Below are 26,728 nucleotides of genomic sequence, written 5' to 3' on the forward strand. Positions count from 1 at the left end.
GGCATGGCCCGTCACATTCGCATCCCGCTGCTTGCCGATCTGATCCTGACCGATGACGCGGATGAGATCGGACAGCTTGCCGACCACGCCGCGCTGGATCGCGGGTTTCGCCCGCGGGGGCCGCTGATCAACCGGATACTGGCGCACCGCGTCAGATCGGCGTTGTCGCTTGGTGGCAATCCGCTGCCCAGCGCGATGATGCGGGACGACCCCGAAAGGCGTCGGATGTCTCAGGACATTGCCGATAAGTTCGCGCCGGGCAATTGGGATACCGACACGCTTAATCAGATGGTGGGCTATGTGAGGGGCGATCTGAGCAGGCCCGTGGGTGAGCTTGCGCAGCAGATCACGGGCCGCGTGTTTGATCCGACCTATGCGGCAAGCGCCGAAACCTGGGATGCAGCCAAAGCGATCGAGACACATCTGCAATCGTTTAACCCCCTTCGGCGCCTCATCGCCTTTCTGTCCGGCGCATTGCGGGACGCTCAAGGCGTGTTGGGTCAGGCCGCTAAGGGCGACAAGGGCGCTGTCCACGGCACCGGGATCGCGGTGCATAATCTGGCGCTCAGCCTGGAACGGTTGCAAGCGGCATGGGCCGATCAGCGGCTGCGCGCCCATCTTACCCCGGAACAGGCGGCTTTGCGCGTGATTGCCGCGCCGCGCACCGTGATGCGTGCCGGAAAGCGCCATAGCGACACAATCGGCGGGCGCGTGCGGCCAGTCACTTTGGTCGCCATGAACACGCGCAGGGCGGCGGGCGCAGGCATGGATGCCGATCTGGCCTTTCTGGGATCAAGCTGGAGCCGCTGCCCGGCCCAGCACTGGGTTATGGCGTTGCTGGCAGAGATCTGGAAACAGGCGGGAGAAACCGGATGAGCGACGATATCATCTTCACTCCGCTCAAGTTCCGCAACCTTGAGGTCAAGAACCGGGTCTTCCGGTCGAATATCTCGGGTCGCTTCGACGCCGAAAATGGGGCGCTGACGCAGACGCGGATCAACTGGGAATGCAAGTTTGCGCGGGGCGGGGTGGGGGCCGTGATCTCATCTTATGTGCCCGTGCGCATGGATGGCCGCATCATCGCCGGCTACGCCACCATTCATACGGATGAGTTCATTCCCCTGTGGCAAAAGCTGGGTGAGGCGGTCCGCGCCAACGGATCGAAATACATCCTTCAACTGTCACATTCCGGTCGCCAGATGGATTTGCCCGGCATCCACAATCAGCACCGCCCGACCCCAAGCCCCACCAACGCATACGAAACCCTGCACGGCTTCCCAACCCGCGCCATGAGCACGCATGAAGTGGGCGAAATGGTCGAAGATTTCGCCCAGGCCGCATGGCGCGCGCGTGAGGCCGGGTTGGATGGGATCGAATTGCACGCCGCCAATGGCTATCTGTTCACCCAGTTCCTGAGTTCCGCGATCAACGACCGGACCGACCATTACGGCGGCTCCCTACGCAACCGCGCGCGGTTCCTGCTTGAGGTGATCGACGCCATTCGCGCCAAGGTCGGGCGCGAATTCCATCTGCAAGTCAAACTCTCTGCCGTGGACCACAACAACGTCCTGCCGTGGGAAGGTAAGGGCAACACCCTGTCCGACACGGTGCAGGTCGCGCAATGGTGCGAGGCCGCGGGCGTGGATGCCCTGCACGTCTCGACCGGCTCGCTGTTTCCGCATCCAATGAACCCGCCGGGGGACCTGCCGCTTGAGGTTCTGGCCGTTACTTACGACGCGATGATTGCATCGGGCGTCAACGGGTTCAGAAACTACCTGTTCTTCCGCTTCCCCTTGCTGCGCCCGCTATTCCTGCGGCTTTGGTTCCGGCTGAAAAAAGGCCGCGAGGATGAAGGCATCAGCCTGGAAGAATGCCGTGCGATCAAACAGGCGGTGACCATTCCTGTGATCAACACCGGCGGCTATCAGAACGCGCGGGTTGTGCGTGATGCCATCACCTCGGGCGGCTGCGATGGGGTGTCCATCGCGCGGGCTCTGGTAGCCAATAATGATCTGGTCAAGCATTGGGCCGCAGGTGAAGATGAGCCGCCAAAACCTTGCACACGCTGCAATAAATGCCTGTGCAATGCGCCGAAACATCCGATGGGTTGTTATGAGGAGGACAGGTTCGAAAGCCGTGATGCGATGATCGAAGAACTGATGTCGATCTATGAAACCAAGCCGATCCTTCAAATCCCGACCCCTGACAGTGAGGCGGCAGAATGAGGAACCAGCCTGTCACCTTTGTTGAAGAGGCTCTGGTAAAACGCCGCCGCCGACGGTTGCCGCTGACCATTCTTGTGGGCCTGATGGCTTTGGTCGGGTTGCTTGCTTTGGTCGTCGCGCTTTGGTTGCTGTTGGCCTTGCTGCGCGGCGGGCCCGAGCATTTCAAGACTGATGAGCAGCATTTCCTGCACGGCTCTATCGGTTCGGAAACCTCCAGCGGATTGCCGTATGAGGTCTGGCAGGCGCTGCCCTATCTCTTCCCCGACGCGTTTGAGGGCAAGACGACCTACGAGGCGTTTGGGTTCCTGTATCAGGAGGATGAGAAAGGTCGCACTGACCTGCCAATTGGCATTTCCCGCCGCGATCAGTTGGGCATCACCTTGGTCTGGTTCAACTGCGCCGTCTGTCACGCTGGCACCTATCGCGAAACGGCTGAGGCCGAGGCGATGATCGTGCCCGGAATGCCGTCGAACAACCTGCAATTTCATGCGTTTATCGAGTTCCTGCTGGACGCTTCGACCAGTCCGAAACTGGCCGCCGAACCGCTGTTCGACGCCATTGAACAAAGCGGCAATGGCCTTGGCCCCGTCAAGCGGCTGTTCTGGCGCATTGCAGTTGTCCCCCGCATTCGCGAGGAATTGCTGGCGACCCGTGCCGCTTTGCAACCCCTGCTGGCGCGCCAACCGGATTGGGGCACCGGGCGCGTGGACACGTTCAACCCCTACAAGGTGCTGGAATTCGACATGAACGGGGATGCGCTGACCCCGCAAGAGGTCATCGGCGCATCTGATTTTCCCTCCATCTTCCTGCAAGGCCCGCGCGAAGGCATGCGGTTGCACTGGGATGGCAACAACCCTTCGCTGGCCGAACGCAACCTGTCGGCGGCGCTTGGGGCCGGGGTGACAGCGGAAACTGCGGATCATGGCGGGATCGAGCGCGTTGCAGCATGGCTCAGCGATCTGCCGCCGCCTGCGAACCCGATACAGGTGGATGCCGAGGCTGCCGAACGGGGGGCCAACCTATACGCGACCTTCTGTCTGGAGTGCCATGGGCGTTGGACCGGGACAGAGTATGAGTTCTCGGGCGACAAGCTGGGAACCGTTCAACCAATCGCGTCCATTGGGACGGATCGCGCGCGGCTGGATAGCTACACAAACGAGTTCCAGCAGCGGCAGGTGACTAAACTGTTTGCGGACACGCCTTACGCGTTCCGGCAGTTCCGCAAAACCGACGGCTACGCAAATATGCCGCTGGATGGGCTTTGGGTGCGCGGCCCGTATCTGCATAACGGATCGGTGCCGACGCTGGCGGATTTACTTAACGCCCCGGAAGATCGCCCCAAAAAATTCCAGCGCAATTCGGATGTGATCGACCCGGTGAATGGCGGGTTCCTGTCACCCCCGTGCGAGGATGAAGGTGTCTATTGCTTCGATACATCCCAGCCGGGCAATTCCAACGCAGGCCACGTTTACGGCACGCATCTAAGCCCGACCCAAAAAGCCGATTTACTTGAATACCTTAAAACCTTCTGAACAAGGAGATGAGTAACATGACCGATACGTTATCCATCGGCTGGACCCGCGCCCAGGCCGACAACCGGATCAAATCTCATCGCCGTCTGTTCGGATTTGTGCTGGCGCTTCAAATCGTCATCGGCGGGCTTTTCCTGTTTTGCCCGGCGTTTTCGCTGGGTGTTGTGGGCCTGCCTGCGGGGGGCGAGAATCCCTGGCCCTCGGTCTGGGGGGCGACGCTGATCTTTGTGACCGTCATGCAAATCCCCGGCGCATTGGACCCGGTGCGTCAGCGTTATCCCAATGTCATTGCCGTGTTGGGGCGGGCGTTGATGGTGGCAACCTTCGTTGCGCATGGGGGGCCGTTCCTGTGGTTCGCTGCCTTCGACGCCGTGTTTGGCGTGCTTATTTTCCTTAGTTTTCGCCGACTGGTGATTGCCGAACTGATGACCAGACCGTGACCGTTTTCTGTCTCTGAGGTGGGCGATTGGGTAAATCTTATGTTTGCTTGGTTTCATACCCTGCCACCTGCCGGTCAGGCGACGGTCGTGTCTGCCCTGGTCAGCGCACTGGTCGCTGTTTTTGTCGCCTTTCTAAGCCCATTCAGCGCGCGTCGGTTGGAAAAACTCAAGGCGATGCTGGCCAAGGACGCGGCGCTTAATGACGCGCGAACCTCATATGAATTCGAAGCACGCAAGAGACTGTATGCTGAGATTGAGCCGCTGTTCTTCCAACTGTTCGAGGCCGCAGAAGGCGGGTATTACCGCGTCGCCAGCTTGGTACGCACGCAGCGGCAGGGCCATCTGGGCGAAGCAGACGGACGTTGGCTGGCAGCCGAGGGTTATTACCTTCGTTCAACCATCTACCAACTCTTCCTGCCGCTTGCGATATTCAGACTGATTCAAAGGTCCGCGACCTTCGTCGATATCGAACTGGATCAGAATATCCGCGCCCGATATTTCCTGTTGAAGCTGTCCTATTATGCGTTCACCGACGACTTTGAGCTTGCCGGGCTTGAACCTTCTTTGGCGTATTCTCCGAACGTTCCGGACTGGAAGGAAAAAACCCTTGAAAACCCAGCGCAATACCGACGGCAAGGGTTGGTTATCGGGCATCTGGATCGCTTGATAGACGCCATGATCGTTGGTGATGATCAGTCGCAACGAACAGTTGATTATGGTGAGTTTGAAGAGCTTTGTCGTAACGATCAGGAGCTCAAGAAAGTGATGGCAGAGCCTGCACGACTATTCCTTGGATTTGGTTTCACCAACCGACCTGTTCTGGCCCGGGCCCTGCTGGCCCATGCCTATACCATGCGGTTGTTGCTCTACACCTATTCTCGCGCGTCAGATTGCGGTGATCTTGCCGCTGTGTTGCAGACCTTTTGTACTTCGGATGAAGCGTCCGAAGACCTGGACTGGGGCGAAGGCTTTGGACAGGTTTCCTCTTCTGTGGCGGGTTATGTGAAAGAGCGTTTGTCCTGGAGCGGGGCGGACGAGTACGACATCGGCTGATCGTCTGAACCCGAAGGCCGGCTTGCGTGTGACAGTTCATCCTCTGTCGGATCGCCCGCGCCCTGACAGCTGAACCTCAGGGGCTTGGGTCGAACCGATTGAAGGCGCGGGCGGCCAGATAGGCCGAACGGCGCATCACCTGATCCAGCGTCACAGTGGTTTCCCCCGAGCGGGGCGAGATTTCGGCAACGTCAAAGGGCCGGTTTGCGGGATCAAGTACGGCGATAAGGGCAACCCTGTCCCGTGCTGCCTCGCCAGCGGCGCGCGTTAGATCGACCGTGTCGAAATGGGCTATACCGGTTTTGCGGCTGAACAGTGGGTCTTCGGGGTTCGCCCTGCGCAGGAAGCGAAGGTGAAGACCGGGATCTGGTATCGCAAAATCGCGCTGGGCGTTCGTTCCGGTCACGCCCGCAGAAATTGCGTTGCGTAGATTGTCGCTGACCTCAATGTCGTCAAGCCCAAGGCCGCGCGCGAAACTCAGGTAGAACAAGTTTATCTGAATATCTGCTGCAGGTAAGGGGGTTACGTGCCGATGGTGGACCTGCACAAAAGCGCTGAAGCCATTTGATGCGTTTGCCAGGTTAAGGCTGCGCGCGGCTGCGAAATTGACTTCGTTTGCGTTCAAAAGCACCTCAATCGGCGGGGTGTCGACGAACAGAATATCCGGGCTGTTGTGCGTGACCAGTGGGCGGTTGCTGGGATTGGACGGGTCCGTTCGCGGGGCCCAGGCCGGGTCTGGCAGATCGCCGCGCCCGGTGTCGAACTCAAAGGTCCGGATATAGCTGCGCCCGACCGAGTGCGGGGTGTCTGACACGTCGCGCTCCCAAACGCCCAAAGACACAAGCGCGGCGCGCAGATACCGCCGGTCGCCGGACCGGAACAGAGACAGGTCTTCGACCAGCGTCTGGGGCAAGCCGTCCATGATAGGCCGCCAGGTCCAGCTCGGATGCGCCCCGGACTGGTCGATCTGTCCTTCGAAAACACCAACCCGCGTGCCGACCCAGACCACATCCGGGTTGTCTGGGTCCACAAGCACCGCATGGGCCGAGGCAGGGGTGCCGCTGGTGCCGGTTGCCACGTCCGGCTCGGTTAAATGCAGCCCGGTTGGATACCATCGCCCGTCGCCGTTATACCACCACAGCGTATCGAAGTTCGGATCCGTGATCAGTTCGCCATCCCCGTCGCGGCGCGTCCGACCCGAGGTTGTGACATACAGCGTTGTATCTGTGTGTCTTGCGATGGCAGTCCATGAGGTTCCGGAAAAGTAGGGAAGGTAGTCCAGAAACGGATCAGGCTCATCGCCTTCGGCCTTTTTGTTGCTGGGCCGGTTGCCGCTGATGATGGCGGCCCTGCGTCCGGTCCAGCTGGGGTTGTTTCCCTCGAACGTGAATATCCGAACCGTGCGTTCGCACAGCACCGCGATGCTGGTGCCTTCAAAATCGGGCGGTTCGCCCTCGACCAGTGCATCCAATGCGACGACCTTGTCGCTTAGGGTTTCAAAACGGAGCTGGTCGCGAAAGACGCGGTTCCGCGAATCCCGACCTGGCTCGGTGGTGCTGCGGGCCGAATGGGGATCGGTGGCAGATGGAAGTGTCACCCAACTCATCCAATCCGTTCTCAGGCGATGCCCGTACCAGTCGTTGGTCATCCATATCCGGTCGGTCCCTATGAACACCCGTGCTGTGTCGTCTGTTTCCCCCGGCAGGACCAGCGGGTTGGAGTAGAAACTGGCCCGGCCGTTTTCTGCCTTTTCGGAATCCCATTTTCGATTCCATGCATGCCGGACAGCGGGTCCGCGTGGCTGGCGGGCGGGGATGAAATCCCAGTCTGCGTTGAAGGTCTGCTTGACCACCATATGCGGTCGCGTTGGGTGATAGGCGCATCCACCCCCGTCGCTGCCATAAATCTGGTCCCAGAAACTGCCGCCAATGCGTTCGATAAACCCATTGTCTTGCAAACCCGCAATCAGGTGGCCGTCAAGCGTTGGGTGGGATTGTACGTAGCCCGGTTCCAACGTCGGCAGACCGACATTGCGCGACGTCCCCGAGCCGCCCGCCGTGAGTGGCCGGGTAAAGACACCGCCATCGCACGAGACCCAAAGCGTGTTATTCGCCGGACGCAGGGCGTGAACATCTGCGTGGATACCGCGGCCGGCAAAGGTCGGGTCGGTATCGGCTGTCGTCTGGTTGGCGGCGGTGAACCCGGCGGACAGATCGTTTGCCGCAGCGGTGCCCGTGATTGGCAGACGGAAAATCAGCGCGTTGCTGTTCATTCCCTGACCGCCGATGAAGACGACATCGTCGCCCGAACCATTGTCCACAACCGTGATGCACTGGTCATAATGTGATTGGTCACTTTCGATCACATAATCGGTCCCGTCCTGAGTGACCGAGGACGTATAGACACCCACGGGCCAGTCATCGATCGACACCGCTGCGACGGGCGTTCCGGACACTCCGGCAGGGGTGTGTGACAGATCGATCAGCCACCCCTGGCCAAGGCCTCTCTTGTCCGCCACGTTGGATTCTTTCAGCCCGGCAACGTAAATTCGCCTTGCTTCATTAGGGGAGGCCGCAAGGCTAAGGCGTGTGCCGGTATCATGGTCCGGCAGCGCGATGCGTTGGAACGTGCCGGTCGGCCCTCCGGTCGAAAGCCAGATGCCATCCAGATCCTCGTCCGCCCCCATCAGCGCGACAAACAGGCCCTGATCGGTCCAAAGCAGATCGGTACAGGCCCCATCGTCATCTTCGGTGAACTCACCATCCGTGAAGTCGACAAATGTCCAGCTTTGGTCTTCGACAAAACGGCCTTGGCGCATGAACAGACCACGGGACGTTGCGGCCAGAAGGGTCGCCTCATTTGCCGGGTCAGGGGCGAGAGGGGTTCCGGGGTCACGGGCCAGACGGTAGATTCCTGCGCCGATTAGTTCTTCACCACCTTCGCGCTGCCACGGGTTGACCCCGACCAGCGAAATCGCCTGCTCGACCGTTCCATTCAGGCGAAGTACCCCGATCCCTGCATGTTTGCCCCCGGGACCGAGTGAGAAATATGGTTTAAGCTCGCCGGTTCCCACATAGACCGCGTCCAAGGCGGGGTCGTCGGCACCTCCGCCGTCTTCTCCCCACTCGACCAGCAATGCGCCGACAGTCAGTACAAGATCGTCCCGGCTTGTGGCCGCGGCCAGGGCCCAACTGCCCAGCGGTGCCCAGCTTTCCCCGGCATCGTCGGTGTACCAGACACCGCCGTTGGCCGCCCCGGCATAGGCACGCTGGCCGTTTGGATGCACCTGAATATCGCGAATGCGCCCTGCAACCACTGGGTCGCCGTCCGCCTGACCGTTGCGCAGAATGAAGGGGCCCAGCGGCATCCATTGGCGTTCTTCGTCAAAGGCCCCCTCGATCACTTCGCCCAAGGCCGCAAGATTACCCAGATTCCCTCCGATAGCCGTTCCATTGGCGCGCGCTGCGTTGGCCTCGGCCCGACCAGCAAGGGATTCGGGCGGTTTCCTCAGATCGCGTGGCCAGTCATAGCGTGCCATCAGGTGCCTCCTTCCTCGCTGTTGTCGCTGGCCCCGATCCGTATCCAGCCTTCTTCAACCGAAACCGGGCCGTCCGGCAGGATGGCAGCCTGCGTTGCCGCCAGAATAGGATCGTCGCGCCAGGTGATTGGGCTGTTGCGGCGGGTCCACCGCTGGTCTTTGCCAAAGGCCGCGATCTTCGGCAGGCGCACCTTGTCGGGATCGATCAGAACCGGACCGATCCGCGCTGACGGGGCAATCTTTTCCAACCCCGGAGCCACCCAATCGCGCAGCAATTCCAAAGACTTTCTCGGCAAAATCCCGGATGTCGCATGCACCCGCGCGGCGGGGTTCATCAACAACGTCAACTGCACCTTCTGCCCCGAATGGGTGAAGATACGCCCGCCGGGTTCGATGTAGGGTGAGGTCAGCGGCGACGGTTCCGCCAACGTGGCCGAGCCCAGAATGGCGCGGAACCCAAACCCCAACCCGGCAGCGGGCGCAGCCTTGCTGACGGACTTTTCGATCAGGCGGAAGCGGCGAAAATCGTCGCCGACGAAATAGCCGTAAAGCCCGTCATAGCCCTTGGCGACCTCACCCAGCGCAACCTCGAAGGCGCGCGCCTTGATCGCTTCGAATACGCCTTCGTTGTCAAGCAGTTGGGACAATCCTTCGGCTGTTTCGCCAAAGGCATCAATCTGCGAAAGGTCGGTTGGGATATCCAGCCACAGCGTCGCCCGCACCACGGCGACCGGGCGTCCGACCAGCCCGGCAATCGTGGCTCCGGCCTGTACCTGCGCCTCGTCCACACCCCACATCGTTGTATCAACCGCGCGCAGGAAGGCCGACAGCGCGCTTTCGTCTTCTGCGGTCTCAGGATCCTGCGTGCGCAGCGCGTCCGCGTCGATCATCCCGCGCGCGATCCGGCCCAGCACCTGCGCCGCCGGGGGCAGGCCTACTTCGGGGTCGTTAACAGCCGGTCCGGGACGGCCAACCGAGCCTTCCCAGACCAGACCACCGGCGACCGGGTCCTGCAGAACCTCGCCCAGCGGGTTGCCTTGCGCATCGAACATCTCAAGCGACTCGTCGATGAAATCCGGCAGGATATATCCCGCGATGGGGCTGATGCCCTGCGACGGGTTCGCCTGGTTCAGACGGGCTTCGGCGGGTTCCTCCGATGTGTCTGCCGGATCGACAAAGCGGAACATCAGCCTACCGGGCAGCGATAGGCGTGGCGGCAATTCAAGGGCCGGGCGATCTTCGGAATCCGTGCTGGACAGTGCATGCGGGCGCACCAACCGCTGTGTGTTGAGGTCGCGGAACCGCCCGAAACAATCGACGATCCGCGCCCGGACAAGGCTCAGGCGGCCACTTGCGATCAGACGGGGAAGCCCGACCGCCCGAATGTTATCGGCGACTGCTTCGGGCACGTCACGCTCTTGCCCGTCGGGCTGGGGTTCGAGGCCCAGCCACAGGTCACCGACCTGATCCAGCGTGACCGACCCCAGATCCGCAAGGTCCAGATAGGTCTTGAGTTGCGCAAGGCGCGCCTCATGCGCCTCGGAGATCTCGCCAACCTCATCCTCGTCGCGCTGGTTTTCGGCGTCCAGATAGTCGGCAATCAGGCTCGTCCACGCATCGTGCAGACCATCGGTAATGGGCGAACGGCCGAGGATGTTAAGGGATTGCCCGCCAACGTCCGATGCCCCTTCGAATTCAATCCGGCCCAGTTTCCAGCCGTCAAAATCCTGGCCGGTTTCCAGACGCGCCTCCCATTCCAGCCAGACCGGCACCCAGGGTTGGGACCACATGGTTATTCCGACCGGGCTGGGCTCGCGCCCCTCGGCAAGCGAGAACCTGAGCAACTCGTCGCTCAGCGTCGCTCGTGCCATCGGTGTGGTACTCGCGGCCAGTGGCGGCGTGCCGTCATAGCTGCCGTCGGGTGAGAACCGCAGCGCCATTTCCGCGCGCACGCGGGTTTGCACCGCCGGGGCCTCTGCCGGTTCCGAGGTTTGCTCGATGGCTTGCAGCATCCAGGCCAGCATGTAGATGTCGAACAGGAAGCTGTGTTCCAATATCCGGCGGGTCTGGCCCGGCAAGTTGGACAGGTTGGGCAGCGCGGGTACATAATCGCGCGCTTCAAAGCGGCGACCGAAGGCGATTGGCAACTCACGCGCCCAATGGCAGCGCAAACGGCTGTCTTCGGTGAAACGCCAGTCGTCAAACCGGTTCGAGCGTCCAAAGTCGCGCAACCCAACGACCGGAGGCACCGCGCGATGATAGCGGGGCGCTGGGCGGCGAATGCGCCGGACGGTCGGGCCTTCGTCGTCGGGCTGGGTGCGGAACCGTTTGTCGGTTTCCAGCTTTGCCGTGCGGCGCAACTCGTTCAGATCGGCCTTTTTGGACCCGGATTTGGTGCCAAGCCACATTACGTCGGCCTTTGGCGGCGGCTTTGAGGCAAGCGTGGCGATCTTTGTGCGAACGGGCCGCCCGGCCTTGATGTCGGTCTGCCGCCGCTCGACAATCACGTCCTCATAGACTTCGCGGCCACGGAAGGATTCGAACCCGTCGCCATGTTCGGCTTCGTCCAGCGCGATGATGCCGTCTTGTTCGCCCAAGCGGCGAATGGCCCCATTTGCGACGGCGGTCAGCAGGCTTTCGGTGTATTCCCGTTCCTCGCCGTCGGTCAGGCCGAAGCTGTCGGCCACTTGCGCGGCGATCAATCGTTCAAGAGTAGGCCCAAGCGCAATTCCAATGGCAGGCGGGCGGGGGGCCAAATCGCGCCCGACCGGCCCGGTGATCCGAACCCCCATGACCCGTCCATGCAGAACGGTATCGTAGTGCATGGTCACCAGCGACATTGCCACCGCGTCGAAGACAAGCGGTTCGTACCCGCTGGCCAATGCGGCCTGCGCGCTGGACAGCGACAATGCAGTGCGCGTATCGGTGACCCGCAGGCCACGGGCCGAGACGGCCTCGACCGGTGTGTCGAAGCTGTCCGTCACCGTAGATGAGAATGCGCGGAACTGGGTCTGCGCAAAGCCCGCCAAACCGGATTGAACCGGTTGTGAGATTGCACCTTCATACGGGGCTGGGGACGCGGTCCACCCAAGCTCGTCCAGCGTGCGCGAGACGGCAAAGGGCCAGAAGCTTTTCGCCAGCGGGTCCGAGGCCCGTTCGGACCACCAGCCAATGATCACATATGAGGCAAGGCGAGTGGTGATCTGGTTTGGGTTCAGGTCCGTCAGCGGGTCGTGGAACCCGAACCGATTGCGGGTCGAGTCATACCCCGCCGTCCAGCTTGGTGAGCCGCCCACGACGCCGTCCAACTCGCCGGGTTCCAACTGATCGCCGTCGCCTGTGTTGTCGCCATCGGGGTAATCTTCCAGATCATAGACCCGACTCGTCTCTGACGCGACGACCCAGGCGCGCAGATCAACGGTGCGTGTGTTTTCGGGGCCGGTCATCCGCACCACCAGCCAACGGTTCGGCAGTGGACGCAGGGAAAGCGGGCTATCCTCGTCGTCCTCAAGATCACCGCGCAACAACCCATCGGGCAGCGCCCAGTGAATGTGTATGCCGGGGTCCCGGGGTTGCGGATCCGAGAAGGGCGGGGCGGGTTCATCCGTATCGCTGGCCGGTCCGCCAAGCTCCATCGGAAGCCTTACATAGTCTTCATCATGATTGACCGGCACGTAAAGCGCGCGGACATCCACCGGAACGACCAGTGCAGGCGGCGGCGGTGGCGGCGTTGCGAACCGGTCGAGGCGGGACACCGCCGTGTCGCCCAGTTCAACGGCCATCGACCAGCCCGGACGGGCGAGGATGGCTTGCATCAGCTGCGGATCAATCGGGTTGGCCATGGCTCAGCTCTCGTCCAGGCGGTGGCGAAGGATTTCGGCGTAATCGGGCGTGACGGCCAGGTTCGGCGTAAAGGCCGCATCCTGAATGACAACGGTCGTGGTGGTCTGTGCAAAGACCTGACGGTAGGGGAAGCGGATCATCTGCATCGCAAACTCGGCCCCGTCGATTTCCGTGCCGGGATTGGGGTCTGTCATACCGGTGCCCTCGGCATCGGCAAAAGCGCGGGCGGTGTTCGACAGATCAAGCACCCCGGCGGACCCGGGGCGAAAGCGGACCGGGATTTGGGCTGCCAGGGCCGACAGGGCGGTGGGGTCATCGTCATCCGGTTCAAGTGCAACGCCATCATCATCCACATATCCGGCGGTCCGCACGTCCCGTGCGGGCACAAAGGCCCGCCAGCGCCCGCTGGATTGTTCATCCAGCCGGACGCCAAACTGAAGACCCTGCCGGGGTTCTTCGATATGGATGACATTGGGAATGCCGTCGAACAGCGCCAACAGCACCGACGGGGCCAGTCGTTCGAGCCGCAGCAGCTTGATCCGGTCGGGATGAGACTCCGGCACGATGTCTTCATCATTGTCCACCGGTTCCGCGTCATAGGCGCGGATGTGCATCCCCGGCCAGCCCGCCACGGCGGCCGAGCGCATCAGGAACCCGGTCACGATCCCGGCGGATCCGGTCAGGTTCGGCTCGGACCCGGGTGAGCGGACACGGCGTTCCGCTTCGTCTATTTCTTCCTCGATCTGCGGATACAGCCGTTCCAATTGCGCACGTTCCAGCGAATTCGCGGTTCCGACGCTTAGTGCGCCCTGCACCAGCGCGTCCGTCCAGGCCCTGTCGAGATAGAAGAACCGTATCGACTCGACCGGCAGAAGATCGGAATCCGGTACCAGAGTGTTAAAGGGCACGCCTTCCAACATGCGAAGCCGCGCCAGAAAGGTCAGCACACTGTCCGTCGCCACGGTTTCCCCATCAGGGGCCGCAAGGAACAGGTCGAGGTTCAGGGCCGCGTGCAGTTGTTCATACCCAAGCTTGTCTGACAGCTTCATCTGCGGGTCCTTTCGATACGGTCGGCAAGAAAATCGCCAAGATTGTCAAAGTCCTGCACCTGATCCAGATCGCCTGCCTCAAGCGCGTCGGGACCAACGGCAAAGCGGGCAAGCTGCCGTACGCCGGAATCCAGCGTATCGACAAGCCGCGCCGCGATCTCGGCATCCGGCTGTACGGTGGCCCCTGCAACCGTTGGCGATTGCTCCATAAGTTGGGCCAGCGCGCCCTCGTCATCAGGTTGCCGTAGCAAGGCACCGACGACGGCCCGGTCCAGCTGCAGACCTTCTGCCAGAATGCGGGTGGGGTCGTCGTCCAACTCGGGGACAGGGTTGCCGATATCCACGCGCGGGCGCAGGGCGGCGACGCTGGTTTCGGGGTTGATGCTGACGGTTTGGATCAGGCTGGCCTCAAGCTCTCGGGCAAAGCGGGCTTTCAACAGCGTGTCAAACACGTTTGGATTTGGCACCGCGACCGCGGCAAGCCCTAGCTGGTCATTGATCGCGAAATCGATCCCGGCCTTGGCCCGTGCCGCACCAAACCGTTCCGCCCGCCACCGTTTGAGCGCGGCGATGAACGACGGCTGCGACAGGGCCAGAAGACGCCCGGTTTCAAAGGCCACGGCAAGCGAGACATCCTCTTCACCCCCCGGGGTCATCGTTCGCAGATGGTCGCTGACATGTGCCAGTGTTCGACCCGACGTACCGGGCAGGTCGCGTTGCAGCCGAACGGGCGAGAACGGCCCCCGGTACCACGCGCTTTCACCATCGCCGACGCGGGTTCTGTAGGGCAGGGACAGGTGGCCACTTTCCGCCACCTCCAGCGGCAAACGGGACGCCGGGGCGGGGCCAGAGCTGTCGCCCCCGGTGTCCGGCGTACAATCGGCCAGCGGGCGGGCGAACCCGCTGCCAGTCCGACGGCCCAGCAACCCCACATCGAGATTTTTCATCAACTGTTCGAAACTGCCCGCACCGCTGCAGGTGAACCGCCACGAGGTCAAAACAGGAAAGCGCAAGATCTGGTCCTGAAACACCTTGTCGACGGGGATCGAAAACCCGTCAAACACGCCTTGCAGTTTGAAGGTTGTGCTTTGGTTGGAGGACAGGGTTGCGAAGTCTCCGTCCAGTAACGCAGCGCCGGAGATCGGCCCAAGATTGGCCAGGCCACCATTGGTTGTCCCCGCCCGGTCGATCATGGCTCCGTCATGAAACACCACCTCACCCCGACGGATGGCTTCGGCCATCGCGTTGCCGTCCGTGGTGTCGAGATCCCTGATTTCACCATCGATCTGAGGCGTGATTGCCGCCCCGGTCTCGATGGCGTTGTTGACCACGGCAAGTTCGTCGCTGAACACCAGATCGGAGATATCGAAAAACGGTCTGGGCGGCAGCGGGGCGGGCAGGGCACCCAGTTGCCCCTCAAGGTTCACAAGACAGGCGGTATAGGCCTTGGGTCGGCAATTCACCCGATCGAACTGCGGTATCCTGTTGGCAATGACCACCGCAAGGAAGCCGTCATCATCGCCCATCGCGGCCTCGGTGTCGTCTATATTCACCTCTCGGACATGGGTCAGCAGCGGCAGATCTTCGACGGTTGGGAACACGCGCCTGACCACGGATGCGGCAACCGAAAGCCGGGTGGCGGTCGGTACATCCTTGTCACCGGGCAGATCGACCCCTTCGGTCACGCAGTCCTGCCATGGAATGTCATGCTCGATCTGGCCTTCGCCCTCGGCGATGATGACAAGGGCGAGCCATGGCGTGCGCTCAGTCACCTCCTGATCGCCGAACATGGTGCCATCCTGTGCCGCCTTTCGATCCCACGGCAGGGTTTTCTTTTTCAGAACGATCTGCGGCAGGCGGGATTCATAGGCTCCTTCGGAATTCGCAGGCGGAAACGTCATAAGCGCCTGATCCGGCGGCAGTTTCAGCCGTGGCGCGGTGACGTTGATATGGGTCTCCAACGGGCGCACCCCGAGGTTCGAGGCCGCATCGCCGTCTTCCGTCGCCGCAATATCCAGATCGCCGCGCAGCCGGTACCGTCCCGCTTCAAGGGCGGGAACGATGCTGTCGTAGAGGAAGAAACGACCACGTGCGACCATTGCTAGAACTCCTGGTATTCGTCCTGCCGCGGCGTGACATCTGCCGGGGGACTCCATTTGAACGTGAGCCACGCACCCTTGCCGCGCAGTAGACCGACCGAAAGCGAGACGCTTTCGTTCAGTAGGCGGGTAACAAGACGATCTGGCTGCAACTGCGCCGCGATAACCCCATCCAGACGACCGGGGACCAGCCCGGCGACCCGAACCGCAAAGCCTGAATCGTCCTGCGGTTTCAGCGCGTACACGACCAGGGTTTTGCCATCGAATGGGGCGAGGATGGGCTTGTCGTCCAGCACCTCGGCCCCGCGCACGGAAATTGCGAGGGATTCCAGATCCTCTGCGACCACTTCACCTTCCAGCAACAGGGCGACGGATGTGGCGGGCCGGTCAAAGCGGGTTTCGACAAGGGCAGACTGATCCGTCAGGTGCGATGCCCGGAACCAGCCGGTGCCACCAGCCCGTCCGCCGCGCACGCGGCTTGCGCCTTCGGCATAGAGGAAGCCGCCCCGGCACAGGGCCAGCGACCGCCCGAAATAGGCAACCGACTCGGCCTCGGTCCACCCGGCGAATTCTGGGGCGGCGGCCCCGTCATCACCGGACACGACGGCATAGGCGGCTGTTCCCTTGGGCAATTTGACCCGCCGCGCGTCACCGGCGCTGTCCGACAGGACGCGTCCGTCCAGACCGATGGCGACAATACGGGCAGGACCGTTCAGAGCGACCACACCGCTTGTTTCAAACCGGGGCGAGCGGGCCGCACCCGGCAGATCGAAAACAGCGATTTCTCCGGGGGCCAGCCCTGTGGGTTTGATGTTGTCCGTATGCGCGCCCCGTGGCGGTTTCGCGCCAGCCATAAGTGCGGTAGCCGCCAGCCGGTCTCGGGTCGGGCCAGAGGCTCGGGTCACGCTTGAGGACACCTGAACGCCAGCCGCCAATGTCAGCGGAACGCGCTGTTCGGCGACAACCGTGCGTCCGACCTGCGCATCGGCCGACGCGGCACGTAACAGCAGGGCAGGTGCCCGATCCTGACGTGCGGCCAGAACCTCATCCAGCACAGGCGGGCGGACACGTTTCGCACGGCGCGCCCGGTCGGCCGGAACGCGGGTGACACGCGCGGCCAGTGCGCCACCAGCCTCGCCCAGTGACACGTTGGGCAGCGCCAACTGCCCGCGCAGCCGGGGTGTGCCAAAGCGGATGGGGCGGCGTTCGGGCGGCGTCCGCAGCACTTCGCGCTTGGCGCCGGTGGCCGCGTCACTGACGATCCGTTCGGTCAGCAGACCAACCCGCATCGGTGTCCGGCGGCTGCGGTCAAAGGCACGGGCCCCGGTTGCGCCGACGCGAAGGCGTTGATCTTGCTGGAACTCCGCTGACAGTTGCGCCATCTGAAGGTCGTTGATTGAACTCAGCAAAGTGCGATGTTCAGTGGCCAGTATCGCCACCGCGACGAAGAACTGCCCCACATCGCGCAATGGCAGAGGTTTGCGCAAATCGGATTCGACCTGATTGAACGCCACACCGCCGGTGGAGGCATCCGGGCGGCGGTTGAAGAACTCGGGCACAAAACGCAGGTCCACCCCTTCGGTCGCGCCGATCACCTTGCCCTTTGGCACTTTCTTGTCGTCCAGCCCCTGTGGCGGCCCCCAGACGCCGACCGGGAATGCACCGGTGTTGCGGGTGGTCATCTTGATCTTGTCCAGATCATCCAGCCGCTCGTCATTCGGGCGGTCAAGGCGGCGCAGTTGCAGCGACAAAGTGATCTCGGAAACGATCAGGTTGACCGGGGCCACCCCCAGCGTGGACGTGGGATCACGCTCGATCGGAGCGCGCCCCGGCCGGATGATCCGGGTCAGCGGAATGGTACTGGTCAGCGACAACTCAAACTCGCTCATGACGTCGAACGGATTGGCCTCGGACCCGTCGGCGGTACCGGGCGGCTCGCCGTCATTGCTGGCGGGCGGCAGCGCACCGCGCCCGGCGATGCCGGACAGCGCCTCGGCCAAATTGCCGCTTGCCAGCTCCAGATACTTGGCCGAGAAATCCACCCACGAGATGTACTGGATCGGCGGATCGCCCTGTTTGCCGAATTTGACCGTGACGTCGATGGGCCCGATCTTGATCCGTGCCTTGCCGTGGAACTCTGGCCCGGCGACCTGAATTTCAGCGCTGAGCGTGAAGGACAGTTTGATCGTTCCGAACCACGTCTTGATCCGGATACCCGCCGAAATCCGTGCGTAAGCGTCGGCCTCGTAGCGGAAGGGATCGAAATATACGATGGCGTTGCCGCCCCAGCCCAGAGACGCGAACACCGGCCCGAATTTGGCGGACGCTTCGAACAATCCGCCGCCCATGATCGCCTCGGAGGTCAGAGCAAAGTAGTTCTCGGCCTTGATGACGATGTTCGAGGAAACCGACCAGTTATATCCAAGCCGGGGAACAACCGGATAGCCTTCGGCGTCGAAATTCGGGTGATACCCGCCCAGCGTCAGGACAAACTGCCCCCGGTTCGGCCCCTTGAACCAACTGACATAGGCAAAGCCGCCGGTCAGGCGCGCGCTGGGGTGCAGCAGCCAGGAATTGTCGGTCAGCTGCGCCTGAATCCAGATAACACCCTCTTCGGTCGAGAACCGCGCCAGCAGGCCGAGCTCGATAGAAACAAGCGCGAATTGCGGTCTGGGAAGGGCCATCCGGGCCAGGCCAAAGATCGACAACTCGAACCCGTTACCGAATTCGACGGCCACAACGGCGATCCCGTCGACCAGCGCAAATGAGGTAAAGCTGATCCCCGCAGCGAACCAGAACTTGCCGCGAATGGCGGGGAAGGTGTTGCGCACCTCCTCAAGGTAGGCAATGACGTCCGTGGGCAGGTCTGCCGCAGGGTCAAGTGCCTGAATCAGAACGAAATCACCAAAATCGCCCAGATCCGTGGGTGGCACCAGATCGCGGTTGATGCCAAAGCCGCCGCCAATCCCGGTCAGGAAGAAGGCCGGCGCCCCGCCGATTGGACCAAGGAAAGACCCAACCGCGAAGAAGGCGGTATAGCGCCCCTGATCGTCCGAGGTGGAGGCGTAGCCGCCATAGATCGACAGGCCGTAAACCGCGAACCGCGCGGCGATCATGCCGACATATTCGATATCCGGCGTTTCACCGAATTTGCGCAATCCACCGGCAAGGCTGATCCCGGACAGATCGGCTGAGATACCCAGCCCGGCCAGATCGACGCCCCAGGATGCGCTGTCCAGCAGGCCACCCCGATCCGTTCTGTAAATCAGTTCCAGATCATCAACACTGGCTGCCAGCCCGGCAATCGTGACCGAACCATCGAAGAGCAGCGAAATGGATTGCAGCCCGTCGGTTTCATCCGATTGCGCACCCAGACCGATCTGATCGACATAAAGCGGGCCAAAGCCCTTGCGAATCGGCAGCCACCACGGCCCCGATCCTTCGCCTGCGCGGAACCCGAACCTGAAACCGCCGCCGGACAAGGTTTGGACCGACAGGGCCGGGCTGAACGCAGGGGCAAGAGCAGCGTCGCCGTCATTGGTTTCGCTCAGCAGGCCAGAGGCCACCGCATTGTCGCCGGACCCGCCGCCGACGGCTGCGCCCACTTCGGCAAGTTCGACCTGAGCACCGCCCAGAACCTCGCCAGTCTCAACGCGTGCAAAGGCGTGTATCGCAATTGATCCCAGCGCGATGGGGGATTTCACAAGCGGAGCGTTGCTGCGCCCGATCCTGATCCCGATGCCGTTGACGGCCAGCGTCGGGGCGAAATCCAGCCCGCCGCTTGTGCTCAGCAATCCGATCTGAAGGCCGGGATCCACATCCCCGTTGATCCAGCGGCTGTCATTCTCCAGCCAGATCGCAATGTCCCCGCCGACAATCTCGAACCTGTTGGCGATGCCAAGTGACAGGCCGATGGAGTTTCCGACGCGGGCAATGCCGATATCCACCTCGCCACCGACGCGCACGCTGGGCCCGGCATCGGCGATGTTTTCGATGAGGGTCAGCAGCCGGTCCAGCTTGGTCAGCAGCAGCGCTTCGATGTCTTCGCCGTCACCCGGCAGAATGCGGAAGAAGTCCGAGTCCAACGCACCGCCGGGCGTCAGGACAACACCGCCCAAAATGCCGCGCACATCGCTTGATCCGACTGGCAGATCGAGCAGTGCGTCAACCTCTTCAAGGCCAAGGACAAACCCACCGACAAGTTCCACCGCCAGATGCATCAGTGCGGCGGCGATTTCGGCCGGGGTGTCCGCGCCGACGCCCAGTCGGAATTGCTGTGTCTGGAAGTCGTAGGTCAGACGCAGCACCTGATTTGCTGCCGGATCGAAGGACAGGCCTGTGCTGATCTCGGGGGTCGCAACGCTGCTGCCGACGTCCATTTCAACAATCGGGCGCAGGACAAATCCATCGGCGACCGGAATAGCAGCGGGGCCTATGGTGGTATTCAGACGGGCCAGACCGCCAGCATCGACGCGGACAAGCACGTCGATGTCTTCTACAAAAGGAATGGCCGTCAGATCGGCGGCAAACTCGACCGCCAAAGGTGCCGTGAACAGTTCCACCGATACCGATGAACCGGGTGTGCCTGCATTGGCGACGGTCACGCGCAGCCCGCTTGCCGTGCCAGCAACCGAAACCCCGGCTGGCAGAACCGGACCCAGTTGGGCCAACCCGCTGGACAAAAGCGTCGGCCATCGGGCGGCCAGACTGCCTTGCGGATCAGCGGCCCAGTCAGCCAGCTCACCCGCGTCAAAGCTGCCCGCGACGCGCAGCGCGAGGGCGTCGCCAATATCGGCCACCACATCCCCGACATCGGTGCCGGTATCCACAATGGCGTCCAAAGCCTGCGGCAACGCCGCCACAAGGGCCGTTGTCAACAGGCTGGTCAGGTCGGGTGGGCCGGGATAAATTTCGATGTCGGCACCGGTATCGGGACGCAGCAACAAGCGCACGATGTCGCCGGATACCGACAGGTGGACCGCGCGTGTACCGGGGGTTCCGCCCGGCAAACCGGCAAAGAACGAAACCTCTGGCCGCGTCTGCCCGCCTGAGGTTGGAAAGCGCAGACCGAAGGCTCCGCCAAAGGCAATGTCGCCGTCGGGAAGGAATGCGCTGGGGTCGATCTGGAATTCCAGCACCAGGCCGCCGGCGTCTCGTGCAACCAGATCGACGCCCTGCGACAGCGTCCAGACACCGGATCCGCCGCCCACGCCAATCAATGGCCGCAGCGCATCCATGACGGCAATCACCCGCGCCGCGCGTACTCCACCGCCCGGGCCGCCCAGCACATCCGCCTGGCTAAACCAAACGCCGGGATTGGTGAACAGGATCGGAGGCACCCGAACCGGCTCGGCGTTCAGGCCAAAGGCTGCAAGCCCTGCATCGACAATAGGCGTCACGGCGGGATCGAAACTGCGCAAGCCTTCCAGCAGTCGGGAAAGCGCAAGTGCGGACAGGATCGGAGGCACGGCCCGCAGATGGGACACGAAATTCGGATCGGGCCACAGCGGCATTGATGCGGGAATGTCAGGTAGCCCGCCGGGCAGGGTGATCTGCGCCGAGAAGGGCGCGAAGCCCACCTGTAGACCAAGGCCATCGGGAACCCCGAACTCCAGCGCGCCTGACAGAAGGCCGGACGCGCCAAGGCTGGCCTCAAGCGACCACTGACCAAAGATCAGGTCATCGGCGCTGCCGCTGAGCGAGACGTTTAGTCGGTTCTGAGCGCTGTCGAATGAAATTCCGCTGCCGTTGCCCGCCACGAAGGACTGCACCAGCGCCAACAGGTCCGTGCCGAGGCCGGGATCACCCAACGCGACCTGAAGCTGTGCGGTTGGGTCGTCGATCCAATGCGACAGGGACAGCGGGTCAAAGGCATCGTCTGCGCCTAGAATGCCGGTCGCTCGTAGCAGGTCGAGCAATTCGGACATGCCTGCCGCAGGTGCGATTGAGGCTTCGGCAACGATTTCAGCCAGCAACTCGCGTATGCCGGGGGCTGTCGGGGCCGCGCTGGCGAGGCCCGGATCGCTGAGACTGTCGGGGGTGATCGCCAGCCGGGCATGGCTTTCGCCCAGTATCCGAACACCGTGGAAGATAAGTTCTATGCCATCCGTTTCCGGCTCGGATGTGCCGCCCGTACCGACGCAGGCCGATACTTCGATGGACCGAAGCGCGAGGGGGGCAGCGGCATCGTCGCTGTCCGGACCGCCGATCAACCAGCCATCTCCTCGGGTGATCCGGCCCGAAACCACAACCTTGCTGGCAAGGCGGGCGGTGATTTGAGGTACCGAGAGGCCATCGCGGTCAAGACCGGTCGATAACAGCTCGGCCATGGCCCGGCCTTCGAAGCCAATGGTGCCGTTTGCCGGGGCTTCACCGACGGGCAGATAGACGCCAAGCCCTGCCGCCTCGATACGTTTGGCGCTGGATCGTGCGGCACGGCCCACGGCGTAGGCGCTGAGCCCGGCCGCCGTAACGGCCGTCATCGCGCGCTGGATCACATCGCGCTGGATCACGCCATGCAAAAGATGGATTTCAAGGCCCGCACGCACCGCGCCGGTCCAACCGGCGGGCGGCGCAAGTTCGGACAGGGGGCGGCCATTGCGCCGTTGACCGATCAACTGCCTGCCCAGTGCCAGATCAGGATCGTCAGGCTCTGCCGGATCGATGGGGGGCAACAGCTCGTCCAAACGGCTCAGCGCCTCGGATGCTTCGGACGAAAGGGGATCGATACTCGCCCCCGCAAGACCGGCAATCAGCAACCGGTCTGGCCCAGCCGCCATACCGTTCAGCGCAAGCCACGCCGCGTGACCCGCCGACCGGTCCGCCAAGACGGCGGCATCGGCAATATTCGATGCCGGTGCCAGAGCGTGAGCAAGGCGCGCGGCTTGCCCGGCTGCCCCGCCTTCCGGGGTGTCCGGGCGCGGAGCCAGCAATATCGTCCAGGTGCCGCTGGCATCTGCCGGAACCTGCGGAAAGGCCGTTGGTTCACGGTCGCTGATGCGCAGATCGATGCGCCGAGCAGCCGTTGTATCCGCAGGTGGCGGGGCATTCTCGGACAGCGTTCTGACGACGAAGAGAACGGGCGGTGCGGCACCCAGATAGGGCTCGGCATCGGCAAGCGAGATCAGGCTGTCCGCGTCCGCGTTTTCAATGATGTGCAGAACCGTCTCGGTGGGGGCGCTGGCCGGTGGCCGCACCATGCCATCACTTAGGGTCCATTCGGTCGTCAGGGCGTCCAGCCCGACTTGAAATTCTGCGGTGCCCAACCCGTTCAGCGCGGCGGGCAATTCACTTTGCAAGGCCAAAGCCAGCGCGCCTGCCTCAAGCCCTGTGTTACCCGGACGCCATCTGCGCAGAGGCAGGGAATCAAACCGGTCCGGCGCTGGTTCCGAGCGTTCGGGCATCCGCCATGCGGCCAGGCCGGGGCCGTTTTCAATACCGGGCAGCTCGATGCGCCATGGATCCCCAAGCGTACCGGCACCGGACACGCGGCCGCTGGGTGTTTCCAGTGTGGCGGCGAAAACCTCCAATCTGGGGGCGATGCGCGAAATCGGGTCGGACAGCAACTTGCCCAACCAGCCCCGCAGCGCGTCAGCGGGTTCCGAGACAAGGGCGGCAAGTTGCAGGCGGTTGGGATCGGGCTCGCCGAACACCCGCCGCTCGCGACGCCAGCCGAGGCAGTCGACAATAGCCAGCAGGAAGGCGTTTCCGCTGCGCTCTGCCAGCAGGCCAAGCAGCCGTTCGATGCCATCCCATTGCCCGGGCGTGATCAGATCGACGTGGATGTCGCTGGTCAGATCGGGCAGGTCCAGCGGGATCTCGATTCCCTCGACTGAAATCGTGGGGTTGGGTGCGTCAAACCTGAACGAAAGCCCCGGCTGAGCGGCCCATGACGCCACAAATCCAAGGTGATCGACCTGAGCCGACAGCCCGCCAGCCCCGGTTTGCATCCGGCCACCACCGCGCGGACGCCCGGTCGCGGCAATATCGACAGACGGCACAAAAGCCGTCGCGCCCGAGGACAGGTTGATCGACACCAAAGCCAGACGCCCGCGCATCTCGAGCACGGTGCAGCGGTCGCCCAGATCGTCCACTCGCGTCATCCAGCCCAGACCAAGCGCCAGCGCACCGGTATCGGTTCGCCAGATCGCCACATGGATGCCGGGCCGGATCGACAGCCGCCATGGATCGACCTCGGTGCCCGTGCCGGTGACGTCGGCCGCTCCGGTCAACAGCGTCCGCAGGCTTTGCAGCACCGCTGTGACGTCGCTTGTGTGGTCTTCCAGGATTGTCAGCCAATGGTCGCGCAGGCGGGCGATTGGATCGCCGAGGAAGGTGATCGGATCCAGCGTCGGGAACCCGGCCCCTGCGCCGGTGGGGGCCCGCCAGCCCAATGCAACGCCGATGAGTTCCGCGCCGGGGCCGAGATTGGACAACAGCTCGGTCAGGATGTCGGTCACGGCCTGTGCTGCGGCCGCCGCCAAAGCATCCGGGTTGGTCAGATCCAAGCGGGGATGTGTGGTTTGGGAAATCACGGCGTTTTCGACCGCAACCACAACATCGGGGCGCCGGTCTTCGTTCAGCGTCAGGCCTAGGATAAGACGCTCGATCGATACGTCGGGCATGGCCAGACCAGACAGATCGAAGCGCAGCGATGCTTCAAGCGCGGGCACGGCGATCGCGTCTGCGGTGCCCAGATCCAATTGCAGGATGTCGGAGGCAAAACGCGCCTCGGCAGTGCCGCTGGTCAAGCCGAAGGCGAGTGAGACCGTGACCTTGGGCCGCGCCGTGGCTCCGGGCTCGGCCATAAAGCCGATGCGAACGGTTCCGCCGCCCAGCGGAAGGTCAATGCCGGTTTGGTCCGCCGCGGCCCCGGACCCCAGAATATCGGCCAAAGCCTCAAGCCAGCGGGCGCGCGATGGTGCATTGCCCAGGACGTCAGCGATCCAGTCCGCGACGGCGTCCAGACCCCGGTCCAGCAAGTCCGAGGCCGGAAAGGCCGGGATCTCGGGCGCGCCGCCAAGGCCCAGTGCCGTTGCAAGGGCGCGAACCTCGTCCCCGCCGCCGCCTCGCAGTTGCGCTTCGAGAAGCGACAGGATCAACTCCGTGGCCGTATCCTGCAACGCGTCGGGATCGGTGAGCGAAAGAACCAGATCCCGCGGGGCCTGTTCGCCGGGCAATTGCAGACCGCCCAAGGACAGGGCCACATCCGGCGCGCCATCACCCGCCGCCGTTGGCAAGGCGATCCGGACACCAACACGTGCAAGTCCGGCCTCGCCCGGTTGTGGTGGCGGCCCGACAGTAATCTCGGACGACAACGCAATATGGCCGCCTTCCTGACCGGCCAGAAACGCGTCGGCAGGGGCAGGGCCGTTGGTTTTGGCCGCGCGAAACAGCGGGAACATCAGCGATGACGTGCTGTCCGCCAGCGCGCCGCTTGTGATCATGCGGATGCCAAGGAACAGGTTGACCTGACCCGCCGGCTGGTCATCGACGACCACGAAAAACGCTACATCCAAACCGGCCTGAACCTGTTCCGAGAACAGTTCGATCCATTGCCGCCCATCTGCGTCCGTCTCAATCTCGCCTTCGCGAACCGTTGCGACAAAGTCCAGCAGGGCAGCGCGCTGATCATCGTCAGCAAGGATGCTGGCCAGATAATCCTCGGGCCCGGTGATCCAATCGGCGTTGAACTCACCTTCGGCGTTCGACAGACCCAACGCCTGAAGCAGCGAGGACAGTTCGCCAAAATCACCGGGTGAGAACGCGTTCACGGCTTGTCCCTCCGATACCGGAATGCGGCTTGTGACTGCACGACCAAGGCACCATCCCGAACTGCCAAACCTTGCGCGATAAGCCGGTCATTAAAGACGTCTCGACCCGACGCGCCCGCGATGTTGTCAGCGACTTCCAGCAAGGCCTTGTAGGCAAAGGCGATCAGCGCCTCGCCCCAGATTTCGGCGATCAGGGGATCGCCCAACGGGCGGTCGGGTGCTGCCGCAATCAAACCCGTCACGCGCTTTTCGCTGCCCACGGCGAAGGGCACGACCATCTTGGCGCTGCCCGCATCGGTTTCGACAGGCACCGTGACCCGCACAATGCCATCGTCCAATTCGGTTTCGACCTTGTCGGGGTAGACCAACAACTCATTTGTGCCGTCATCCCAGATCACAGGCTCCGCAGCCGAATCGGGGTCGGGTTCAGATGTCGGATCGGCAAAGTCCTGCGCCGCAGCCAGCCGGACCAGATTTCCCAGCGCAGGCGCGGCCAGTGGCAGCGTGGCTCCGGGGCGGCCGACCTTCAATGGCCGATTTGGCAGCAGGTTGGGCGAGGTGTCGCGGATATTGGCCAGCGCGCCGTCAATTACGGTACTTAGTCCCTGCCCACGGGTTTCTGGCCGGTAAAGCTCGGCCTCGACGAACTTGTCCAGAACGCCGACATCGATCTTCAGGTCTCCGGTGGGAATATCAACCTTTCCGCCGCCGGGTGGACGGATATCGTCTATGTCGAGGATGAAATCGCCGATGGTGCGGCCATCTCCCAGATCGATCTGGGCGATCTGATCGGTCGCGTTCCTCAGGCGATCACGGTCCAGATCGGACAGCACGGTATCCCCCAAAGCGCGCCCGATGGCCCGCTGCAAACGCGCTGACTGAACGGCGCTTACATCGCTTTGCTTTTCTTCATCGGTGTCATTGTCCACATCATCGCGCGACAGGATCAGATCGCCCAGATTTCGACCGCCCAACTCTACGCGTTCCAGATCTTGCAGCGCGTTGGTGACACGTTTGCGGATCTGGTCGGGAACCGACCGTTCGGTGACAAGCCGTTCGATGCGGCGGCGCAGCCCGCCCGAGCGGCCATTGTCATTGTCGTCGTCGAACGGGTCCCTGCCGGACCCCCTTGGCGGTCTCATGGGCGTACCTTCAAGGCGCAGCGATCACGCACGT

General features: G+C 62.8%; 11 protein-coding genes. 5 read left to right on the top strand and 6 right to left on the bottom strand.

The features are described 5' to 3' along the window. Window positions 1-3: 3 nt before the first annotated feature. From ACR0KJ_RS01200 to ACR0KJ_RS01220, 5 genes are read left to right on the top strand one after another with little or no spacing between them, the layout of a single operon-like run. Window positions 4-876 (top strand): hypothetical protein, encoded by an 873-nt coding sequence (locus tag ACR0KJ_RS01200; protein ID WP_480625775.1) that lies wholly within the window; start codon window positions 4-6, stop codon window positions 874-876. Continuing rightward, a complete protein-coding gene (locus tag ACR0KJ_RS01205; protein ID WP_480625776.1) occupies window positions 873-2,225 on the top strand; it encodes an NADH:flavin oxidoreductase in 1,353 nt (450 codons plus the stop codon). The genes ACR0KJ_RS01200 and ACR0KJ_RS01205 overlap by 4 nt, the downstream gene beginning before the upstream one ends. Further along, window positions 2,222-3,757 carry a c-type cytochrome gene (locus ACR0KJ_RS01210; RefSeq protein ID WP_480625777.1) on the top strand — a complete coding sequence of 512 codons (1,536 nt, stop codon included), beginning with the start codon at window positions 2,222-2,224 and terminating at the stop codon, window positions 3,755-3,757. The genes ACR0KJ_RS01205 and ACR0KJ_RS01210 overlap by 4 nt, the downstream gene beginning before the upstream one ends. Before the next feature lie 17 nt (window positions 3,758-3,774). Further along, the gene (locus ACR0KJ_RS01215) at window positions 3,775-4,197 is read left to right on the top strand and encodes a hypothetical protein (protein ID WP_480625778.1); all 423 of its coding nucleotides are present in this window, start codon (window positions 3,775-3,777) and stop codon (window positions 4,195-4,197) included. Window positions 4,198-4,236: 39 nt separating this feature from the next. After that, window positions 4,237-5,250, top strand: a complete 1,014-nt coding sequence (locus ACR0KJ_RS01220) for a hypothetical protein (protein ID WP_480625779.1) — start codon at window positions 4,237-4,239, stop codon at window positions 5,248-5,250. Between the two features lie 76 nt (window positions 5,251-5,326). Here ACR0KJ_RS01220 and ACR0KJ_RS01225 read toward each other — a convergent pair whose 3' ends face one another. The 6 genes from ACR0KJ_RS01225 to ACR0KJ_RS01250 are packed head-to-tail and all read right to left on the bottom strand — an operon-like array spanning window position 5,327 to window position 26,694. Then, a complete protein-coding gene (locus tag ACR0KJ_RS01225) occupies window positions 5,327-8,788 on the bottom strand; it encodes a hypothetical protein (protein WP_480625780.1) in 3,462 nt (1,153 codons plus the stop codon). Next, window positions 8,788-12,630: a hypothetical protein gene (locus ACR0KJ_RS01230; protein ID WP_480625781.1), complete on the bottom strand. Its 3,843-nt coding sequence runs from the start codon at window positions 12,628-12,630 to the stop codon at window positions 8,788-8,790. The genes ACR0KJ_RS01225 and ACR0KJ_RS01230 overlap by 1 nt, the downstream gene beginning before the upstream one ends. Window positions 12,631-12,633: 3 nt before the next feature. Then, window positions 12,634-13,680: a hypothetical protein gene (locus tag ACR0KJ_RS01235; protein WP_480625782.1), complete on the bottom strand. Its 1,047-nt coding sequence runs from the start codon at window positions 13,678-13,680 to the stop codon at window positions 12,634-12,636. Continuing rightward, window positions 13,677-15,779 carry a hypothetical protein gene (locus ACR0KJ_RS01240; protein ID WP_480625783.1) on the bottom strand — a complete coding sequence of 701 codons (2,103 nt, stop codon included), beginning with the start codon at window positions 15,777-15,779 and terminating at the stop codon, window positions 13,677-13,679. Before ACR0KJ_RS01240 ends, ACR0KJ_RS01235 begins: the two co-directional genes overlap by 4 nt. A 2-nt stretch (window positions 15,780-15,781) precedes the next feature. Continuing rightward, a complete protein-coding gene (locus tag ACR0KJ_RS01245) occupies window positions 15,782-25,552 on the bottom strand; it encodes a DUF6603 domain-containing protein (RefSeq protein WP_480625784.1) in 9,771 nt (3,256 codons plus the stop codon). Beyond that, a complete protein-coding gene (locus tag ACR0KJ_RS01250) occupies window positions 25,549-26,694 on the bottom strand; it encodes a hypothetical protein (protein ID WP_480625785.1) in 1,146 nt (381 codons plus the stop codon). The genes ACR0KJ_RS01245 and ACR0KJ_RS01250 overlap by 4 nt, the downstream gene beginning before the upstream one ends. Window positions 26,695-26,728 lie beyond the last annotated feature (34 nt).

The organism is Ruegeria sp. AD6, assembly GCF_056542325.1.

Coding starts and splice junctions, on each gene's coding strand:
- ACR0KJ_RS01200 (WP_480625775.1), top strand. CDS start 4: ATGGCCCGTCACATTCGCATCCCGCTGCTTGCCGATCTGATCCTGACC.
- ACR0KJ_RS01205 (WP_480625776.1), top strand. CDS start 873: ATGAGCGACGATATCATCTTCACTCCGCTCAAGTTCCGCAACCTTGAG.
- ACR0KJ_RS01210 (WP_480625777.1), top strand. CDS start 2,222: ATGAGGAACCAGCCTGTCACCTTTGTTGAAGAGGCTCTGGTAAAACGC.
- ACR0KJ_RS01215 (WP_480625778.1), top strand. CDS start 3,775: ATGACCGATACGTTATCCATCGGCTGGACCCGCGCCCAGGCCGACAAC.
- ACR0KJ_RS01220 (WP_480625779.1), top strand. CDS start 4,237: ATGTTTGCTTGGTTTCATACCCTGCCACCTGCCGGTCAGGCGACGGTC.
- ACR0KJ_RS01225 (WP_480625780.1), bottom strand. CDS start 8,788: ATGGCACGCTATGACTGGCCACGCGATCTGAGGAAACCGCCCGAATCC.
- ACR0KJ_RS01230 (WP_480625781.1), bottom strand. CDS start 12,630: ATGGCCAACCCGATTGATCCGCAGCTGATGCAAGCCATCCTCGCCCGT.
- ACR0KJ_RS01235 (WP_480625782.1), bottom strand. CDS start 13,680: ATGAAGCTGTCAGACAAGCTTGGGTATGAACAACTGCACGCGGCCCTG.
- ACR0KJ_RS01240 (WP_480625783.1), bottom strand. CDS start 15,779: ATGGTCGCACGTGGTCGTTTCTTCCTCTACGACAGCATCGTTCCCGCC.
- ACR0KJ_RS01250 (WP_480625785.1), bottom strand. CDS start 26,694: ATGAGACCGCCAAGGGGGTCCGGCAGGGACCCGTTCGACGACGACAAT.